The sequence below is a fragment of the Acetobacter pasteurianus subsp. pasteurianus LMG 1262 = NBRC 106471 genome, from assembly GCF_000285275.1.
Classification (GTDB): domain Bacteria; phylum Pseudomonadota; class Alphaproteobacteria; order Acetobacterales; family Acetobacteraceae; genus Acetobacter; species Acetobacter pasteurianus.
Genome location: NZ_CADO01000060.1, coordinates 1 through 6,390 on the forward strand (window position 1 = coordinate 1; position 6,390 = coordinate 6,390).

Consider the following 6,390-nt stretch of genomic DNA (forward strand, 5'->3'; position numbering starts at 1 on the left):
AGCCGTGCAGTTCGCCTCAATCATCATCCTGCTTAACTGACGACACGCTGTAGGTTGCTCCCCTTTTTTATGCCCTGCCCCAGTGGTTTCTGGGCATGGGAAAGGCAATAAAAAACGCCCGACAAAGCCGGGCGTTGAAAAGACTGCTTCGTGCAGAAACTAAACGTAGATTTTAGTTATTATCATCAAAGGCAATATTGGGATCTTCCTGACCAGCAGAGATCTGGTGAGGTGTTGCCGGGGCCTGAGCCAACTGCGTTGTCGTGCCTTTCTTGGCCCATGCCGTCATAACTTCCTGCTGCATGTTCCGTTCTGCACCAGGGTGGCGGGCGTAAATAAAGCCGTAGGTTGGATAGATGGATCCGAAACCACCGGAATGATTATTCAGCGCCACACGAACAGCAGACCAATCATTGTTGGGGGAAACGTCAATCACGGCCACGTTGCGGCTAATGCCTGCCTGTGCCCAATGTGACTGATCAATCATAATGGTACGGTTATCTACAACATTGCGCACTACAGCAACGTGACCCAAGGGCATGCGGCGTGTTGCGCGGAAGTTCAGCACACTGCCAGCTTCTGGGGCATGGCCACGATCATAAACGCCGCTTGCATTATGCCACCAATCCCGCGCATTGCCGTGCAGCATGACTTCAGATGCAGATTTGGCATAAGCAACGCACTGGATAACGTGCCCACCATGATACCCGGAATGATAACGCCCGGCAGCAGGGTGCCAACGGCCACCTGCATATCGGCCTGCAGCATGACCGGATGCAGAGAATACAATTTTATGCACACCGGTATGATGGGAAGCTGCATGATAGGTGCGGGCAGATGCAGATGCAGTAAAAGCAGAAACGGACAGAAAAGATAAAACGGCCAGCTTCAGTTTGAGAATTCCGGACCGTCCGTGCCGCATTGTGCTTACCTTTCCTGATCGCATTTGCCGTGAGTTGGGGTACTGCAATGTTCGGGTTCAGGTATTAAACATCCATGCAGATCAGGCAAGCGTTCATTGCGCACCAAAATCGTTAAAGTTACTCTTTGCTTCATTAATGGGTATCAAAAAGAAAAATTAGGATTTTAATCCTAATGCGCGTCACGAATTCGCCTGATTCCGTTTCATTCTGGTCTTTGTTCAGGAGAACAGGGAACATGCGCCAGTTGATGATGATTCGGAGGGTTGTTGCATCAATGCCACGCTTCCTCACATCACCAACTGGCAAATATTAAGGCTTATTTTGTAGTGGTAACCATGATTTCCACAAGGATGCGTGGGTCAGCCATCACAGCCTGAACGCAAGCGCGGGCAGGGGCCATGTTTTCTGGCAACCAGGCACTCCAGATTTTATTCAGCTTGTCACGGTCATTAATGTCTTTCACCCAGATCTGAGCCTGCAGAATACGGGTGTTATCTGTGCCGTGCTGTTCTAGCAGTGTGTCAATCTGTTCCAGCACGTCACGTGTCTGGCCTTCAACATCCTGATCCAGATTGCGAGCGACAACGCCCTGCGTGAAAATAAAGCCGTGGTATTCAACCGCAGCAGAAAGAATGGGGTTGGGGTTGGTGCGTAAAATTTTGCTCATGATGATACCTTGTTGAAAACAGACAAAACGACCGTTCAGTGAAAACTTGCGGTCTGTTTTGAATTGTCGGAGCGTGTGACCCTCTGGTCAACTGTCAGGAAAAGTTATCTGACGATATATTGCCAGTCGTTCTGGGGTATCAAAATCAACCAGCTCGTCAGCATTGGCTGGAATAAGGCGGATATCAGCGCCAAGATTGCGCAAAATCGCACGTCCGCCCTGATCCCCCGTAATCTGAAGCAACTTGCTGAATTGTGATGAATTCCAGACAACAGGATTGCCCGCCTTACCGTTGCGTACAGGTGCCGTGGCGGCAGGGGTGTAGTGATGCTGGGTTTCCATCAGTGTGTTCAGCAATGTTGTAGAAACCAGCGGCATATCGCCCAGACACATAAGCAGGCTTTGTGCATTTCCCGCTTGAGCAGCCCGAACACCTGCGTGCAAGGAAGCGGAAAGGCCTGACTGTGCATTCAAAACAGTTTGTAACTGTAACCTTCCTGTCTTGAGAGCATGGAGGAAATATGAGCGGATAACCGCTTCCAGTTTTGGCTGCTCTGGTGGCAAAAGCGCCAGAACAGTTTCCACTTTGCTGTTAAGAATATTTTTGAGTGTTTGAACCACCATGGGTTGCCCCGCCGCGTCCAGAGCTAACAGCTTGTTAGCGGGAGCTGTGCGAGAAGAACGGCCCGCACATAGTACGCAGGCCCATGTTCCTCGCAGGAATGAAGGTGTTACCACCCGCGTATATCTGCCAAGGGAGCATGACGGCGGGTGGCAACAATTTCTGCCATAATGGAAAGGGCAATTTCTTCTGCCCCTATTGCCCCAATAGCCAAGCCAACCGGGCCGCGTATGCGTTTAAGGTCTTGTTCGGTAAAGCCGAGAGTTTGCAAGCGTTGTAACCGGCTTGCCTGTGTTTTGCGTGATCCTAAAGCGCCAATATAAAAGGCTGGGCTTTTCAGGGCTGCTTCTAGTGTTGGGTCATCCAGTTTGGCATCATGTGTCAGGGTCACAATGGCGGTCACGGTATCAACCCCCAAGGCCTCCAGGGCTTCGTCCGGCCATTCTGTAATAAGAGTGGTGCCACTTTCCAAGCCCGGAAAACGGTCTGGTGTTGCCAATGCTTCCCGCGGGTCTATGACGATGGGAGAAAAGCCGGTTATCTGCGCCATGCGCGCCAGATACTGTGCAATATGTACCGCTCCCACAATAAGCAGGCGCGGAGGTGGAATAATGGGTTGCACAAACCATTTTTGCCCATCTGCTTCTTCTACAGTTGTGCAGCGCCCATCTTGTAGCTGGTGGAAGGCAGCTTCCTGCACAGATGGAGGAAGCCCTTCTTGGGTATTTTGTTGGTGAGGTTGTACAAGCACATGCTGCTTACCATCCAGATTGCGCACGAGTACCGCAGCTTTGCGGGAAGCTTGAAGGTCACATATCTGTTCCAGCAAATGTAGGGGCCATGTGCCCGTGGGACAGGCAGGGCTTTGAATAGCCTCCACCATAACATCCAGCTTGCCACCACAGGCCAACCCTACTTCCCATGCTTTCGCACTGCTGACACCATAGGAAATGACGGTTGGTGCTTGCCCATCCATAATGTCTTGGGCGTGCAGCATAACATCTGTTTCCACACAACCGCCGCTTACGGAACCTTCCATAAGGCCATTTTTGCTCATGACCATATTGCTGCCTGCAGGACGGGGGGAACTGCCCCACGTGCCTGTTACGGTTGCGATGGCAACGGCCTGCCCCTGACGTGCCCAGAGTAGAGCGTGATCAAGAGGCGTAACAAGTTGGGAAAAGAGGGCTGGAACTGTCATGCCTCAATCCTATATCACTCAGCACGCAGACTGCACATCAGCAGCGCAGCAGCGCTGGTGGTTAAATGTCGCATAATACGGCATGCTGGCAGGCTGATAGAGTGATTTGAAAAGGATGTATTCCATGACGGAAGCAAGAGATGGCCTGGTAGTTTACGTTGTTGCAGATGGCGGCAAGGTGCGTTTTCTGCATGATGCAGAAGGCGAAATGCGCGATGTGCAGGATTTTGATACGCGTGGCCATGAAGGTACACCGGGTAAAATGCCTTCCGGTTCTACCCCGGCAGATGATGCAAAAGATGCTTTTGCCCGCGTTGTGGCAGACCGCATGAACAGCATGATTGCTCATGGCGGTAAGGTTGATGGTTTTGTGGTTGCTGCTCCGGCACCCATTATTCATGAAATCAAAACACATCTAAGCAAGCCCGCAACGGCCAAGATTATCAAAACATTCACCAAGGATCTTACCAATGTGCCAGCGCATGAACTGCGTAAGCACTTTGATATTCCGGAAACAGGCTGGGTGCTGCCTCAATAAGCAGAACACTTTGTTGTATAAAAAACTGCCAGACACTGGTTCTGGCAGTTTTTTTTGTGTAAAACCCATCAAAGCATTGCTCAGATAATATAGAGAACAGGGGAATTAAGGCATGCAGGTCAATTACCCGGATATGCAGTTGCGTATCGTGCCGGTTACGCCATTTCGGCAGAATTGCTCTGTTCTGTGGCATGAAAAAACACGTAAAGCCGTTATTGTAGATGCTGGTGGGGATGCAGATGTTCTGCTTGATTTCTTAAAAAAAAATATACTGGAAGTGGAAGCCATTCTGCTCACGCACGGTCATCTGGATCATGCCGGAGGGGTAGCGGCTTTGTGCCGTGGGCTGGAAAATACGCAGAAAACCCGGCCAGATGTTGTTGGGCCAAATATTCATGATCAGTTTTTGCTCCAATCCATTGTAGAGCAAGCCCGTCATTTCGGGCTTTCGGATTTAGAAAATGCAGATGTTGACCGTTTTACCGAAGACGGTGAAAGTCTGAACTATCTCGGATGTACATTTCGTGTTGTGCATGTTCCGGGGCATACGCCCGGGCATGTTGTATTTGTGGATGAAAAGGCACGTTTTGCTTTTGTGGGGGATGTTCTTTTTAGAGGAACAATAGGTAGAACAGATTTTGCATACGGTAATAGCCAACAGCTTATTCAAGGCATAAAGGAAAAACTACTTCCTTTAGGGGATGACATTGTTATCGTGCCTGGGCATGGCGGGCTGACGACACTAGGGGCAGAACGTGCCAGTAATCCATTTCTGCAAAGATGATGGGACCAAGGAGAACAGATAAGGTGCTGACAAAAAAACTGTTGGGGCTGATGGCAGCCTGCATGATCGGCGGTGCCGCGGGTTCTCTATTACCTGCTTATGCAGAAGAAACGGGAGAGCCAACACAAGCGCAGGCTGAATTGCCGCGGGAAGAATTGGCTATAGTTTCCCCTAGTGGGCGGCATGTTTTTTCAGTTGAGTTGGCAAAAACCCCGCGTGAACAGCAGGTAGGGGAAATGTTTCGCCAGCATCTTCCAGAAAACTCAGGCATGCTTTTTGTGTGGAAAACACCACAACAAAGTGACATGTGGATGGAAAATACGCTGATTCCGCTGGATATTGTTTTCATAGATGCGGATCATCGTATTCAGGCCATTACAGAAAATGCAGTGCCACGTAGCTTGGCGCGAATTAGCAGTCATGGTCCGGTAGCTGCTACGCTTGAGCTGGCAGGGGGCGTAACAGCCAAGTTTGGCATCACTGTAGGTGATAAGGTGGAAGCACCATCTTTAAGTAAAAAGCTTTAATCAAGAGCCGTTTTGGCGGCTAAGATTCTTGCAGTCATCATGGGTAGGGCCAAAGGGTTGCCCTGCGGCGTAGGGCAATAAATTTTGACACTTTTGGTAACTGGAGCCGCCGGTTTTGTAGGCTTCCATGTCACGCAGGCTCTTTTGGCGCGTGGCGAACAGGTGATTGGGATTGATAATCTGAATGGTTATTATAATCTCCAGCTCAAGCAGGCGCGCCTTGCCCTGCTTGAAGCACAGCCAGAGTTTACTTTTTATCGTTGTGATCTGGGGCAACCAGAAAACTTGCAAGAGCTGCAGAAGAAAGCCCTCAATATAGAGGGTATCTTTCATTTTGCAGCGCAGGCAGGTGTGCGTTACTCGCTGAAAGACCCTTACGTCTTTGCGGATTCCAATGTGCGTGGGCATGTAGCAATGTTAGAATTTGCGCGTGAACTGCCAAATTTAAAGCACTTTGTGTATGCGTCTTCTTCTTCCGTATATGGGCGCAACCGCAAACTCCCATTTTCAGAAACAGATCCCGTAGATCATCCGGGGTCTTTTTACGCAGTTACAAAACGCGCGGCTGAACTGGCGTCATCGGCCTATAGCCATCTGTATAATATTCCCCAGACAGGTTTACGATTTTTTACGGTGTATGGTCCGTGGGGTAGGCCGGATATGGCCTATTACAGTTTTGCCCGTGCAATTACAGAAGGGCGTGATGTCACTCTTTATGAAGGGGCATCTTTGGCACGGGATTTCACATATATTGATGATGTGGTTACAGCTGTGCTGGCTGTGTACGAACATGCGCCCCCCGCAACAGAGCCGCGCGTACTGAATATAGGGAACCATCGCCCAGAACGGGTGAAGTATTTGGTGGAATTGCTAGAGCAGGCTTTGGGCCGTAAAGCCGCAATTCGTTATCTACCGCGTCCAGAATCTGATGTGGAAAAGACATGGGCCGATATTACGGCCATTCAACAGCTTACCGGGTGGGCACCACAAACCACATTAGAAGAGGGTATTCCTGAGTTCACCCGCTGGTTTCAGGCGTATGGGCACACTTTCAGTTAAGCTGATTCGTGAGGTGTAGAATCGGTTTTTGTGGAAAAGTTGTTATTTTTCAGTGTGTTGTATTTTTTC

Annotated in this window: 8 protein-coding genes; 4 read left to right on the forward strand and 4 right to left on the reverse strand. The window is 49.9% G+C overall.

What is annotated here, in order from left to right:
- Positions 1 to 172: 172 nt before the first annotated feature.
- From APA10_RS09420 to APA10_RS09435, 4 genes are all read right to left on the reverse strand, one after another.
- A complete protein-coding gene (locus APA10_RS09420; RefSeq protein WP_035366602.1) occupies positions 173 to 946 on the reverse strand; it encodes a CHAP domain-containing protein in 774 nt (257 codons plus the stop codon).
- A gap of 293 nt (positions 947 to 1,239) precedes the next feature.
- Positions 1,240 to 1,590, reverse strand: coding sequence for a RidA family protein (locus tag APA10_RS09425; RefSeq protein ID WP_003624223.1), 351 nt, complete (start codon positions 1,588 to 1,590; stop codon positions 1,240 to 1,242).
- An 87-nt stretch (positions 1,591 to 1,677) separates the two neighbouring features.
- Positions 1,678 to 2,328, reverse strand: a complete 651-nt coding sequence (locus APA10_RS09430) for a nucleotidyltransferase family protein (RefSeq protein ID WP_080587145.1) — start codon at positions 2,326 to 2,328, stop codon at positions 1,678 to 1,680.
- Positions 2,322 to 3,413, reverse strand: a complete 1,092-nt coding sequence (locus APA10_RS09435) for an XdhC family protein (RefSeq protein WP_003631045.1) — start codon at positions 3,411 to 3,413, stop codon at positions 2,322 to 2,324. Before APA10_RS09435 ends, APA10_RS09430 begins: the two co-directional genes overlap by 7 nt.
- A 115-nt stretch (positions 3,414 to 3,528) precedes the next feature.
- Here APA10_RS09435 and APA10_RS09440 point away from each other — a divergent pair, with 115 nt between their 5' ends.
- The 4 genes from APA10_RS09440 (at position 3,529) to APA10_RS09455 (ending at position 6,321) form a co-directional block, all read left to right on the forward strand.
- A complete protein-coding gene (locus APA10_RS09440; protein WP_003631043.1) occupies positions 3,529 to 3,951 on the forward strand; it encodes a host attachment protein in 423 nt (140 codons plus the stop codon).
- Between the two features lie 112 nt (positions 3,952 to 4,063).
- On the forward strand, positions 4,064 to 4,735 hold the full coding sequence (locus APA10_RS09445) for an MBL fold metallo-hydrolase (protein ID WP_003631042.1): 672 nt from the start codon (positions 4,064 to 4,066) through the stop codon (positions 4,733 to 4,735).
- Positions 4,732 to 5,262, forward strand: coding sequence for a DUF192 domain-containing protein (locus tag APA10_RS09450; protein ID WP_035366600.1), 531 nt, complete (start codon positions 4,732 to 4,734; stop codon positions 5,260 to 5,262). The genes APA10_RS09445 and APA10_RS09450 overlap by 4 nt, the downstream gene beginning before the upstream one ends.
- An 84-nt stretch (positions 5,263 to 5,346) precedes the next feature.
- On the forward strand, positions 5,347 to 6,321 hold the full coding sequence (locus APA10_RS09455; protein ID WP_003631040.1) for an NAD-dependent epimerase/dehydratase family protein: 975 nt from the start codon (positions 5,347 to 5,349) through the stop codon (positions 6,319 to 6,321).
- The last annotated feature ends 69 nt before the right edge of the window (positions 6,322 to 6,390 follow it).

Bases quoted from the DNA above. Each gene is read 5' to 3' on its own strand.
- APA10_RS09420 (WP_035366602.1), bottom strand. From the start codon at position 946: ATGCGATCAGGAAAGGTAAGCACAATGCGGCACGGACGGTCCGGAATT.
- APA10_RS09425 (WP_003624223.1), bottom strand. From the start codon at position 1,590: ATGAGCAAAATTTTACGCACCAACCCCAACCCCATTCTTTCTGCTGCG.
- APA10_RS09435 (WP_003631045.1), bottom strand. From the start codon at position 3,413: ATGACAGTTCCAGCCCTCTTTTCCCAACTTGTTACGCCTCTTGATCAC.
- APA10_RS09440 (WP_003631043.1), top strand. From the start codon at position 3,529: ATGTATTCCATGACGGAAGCAAGAGATGGCCTGGTAGTTTACGTTGTT.
- APA10_RS09445 (WP_003631042.1), top strand. From the start codon at position 4,064: ATGCAGGTCAATTACCCGGATATGCAGTTGCGTATCGTGCCGGTTACG.
- APA10_RS09450 (WP_035366600.1), top strand. From the start codon at position 4,732: ATGATGGGACCAAGGAGAACAGATAAGGTGCTGACAAAAAAACTGTTG.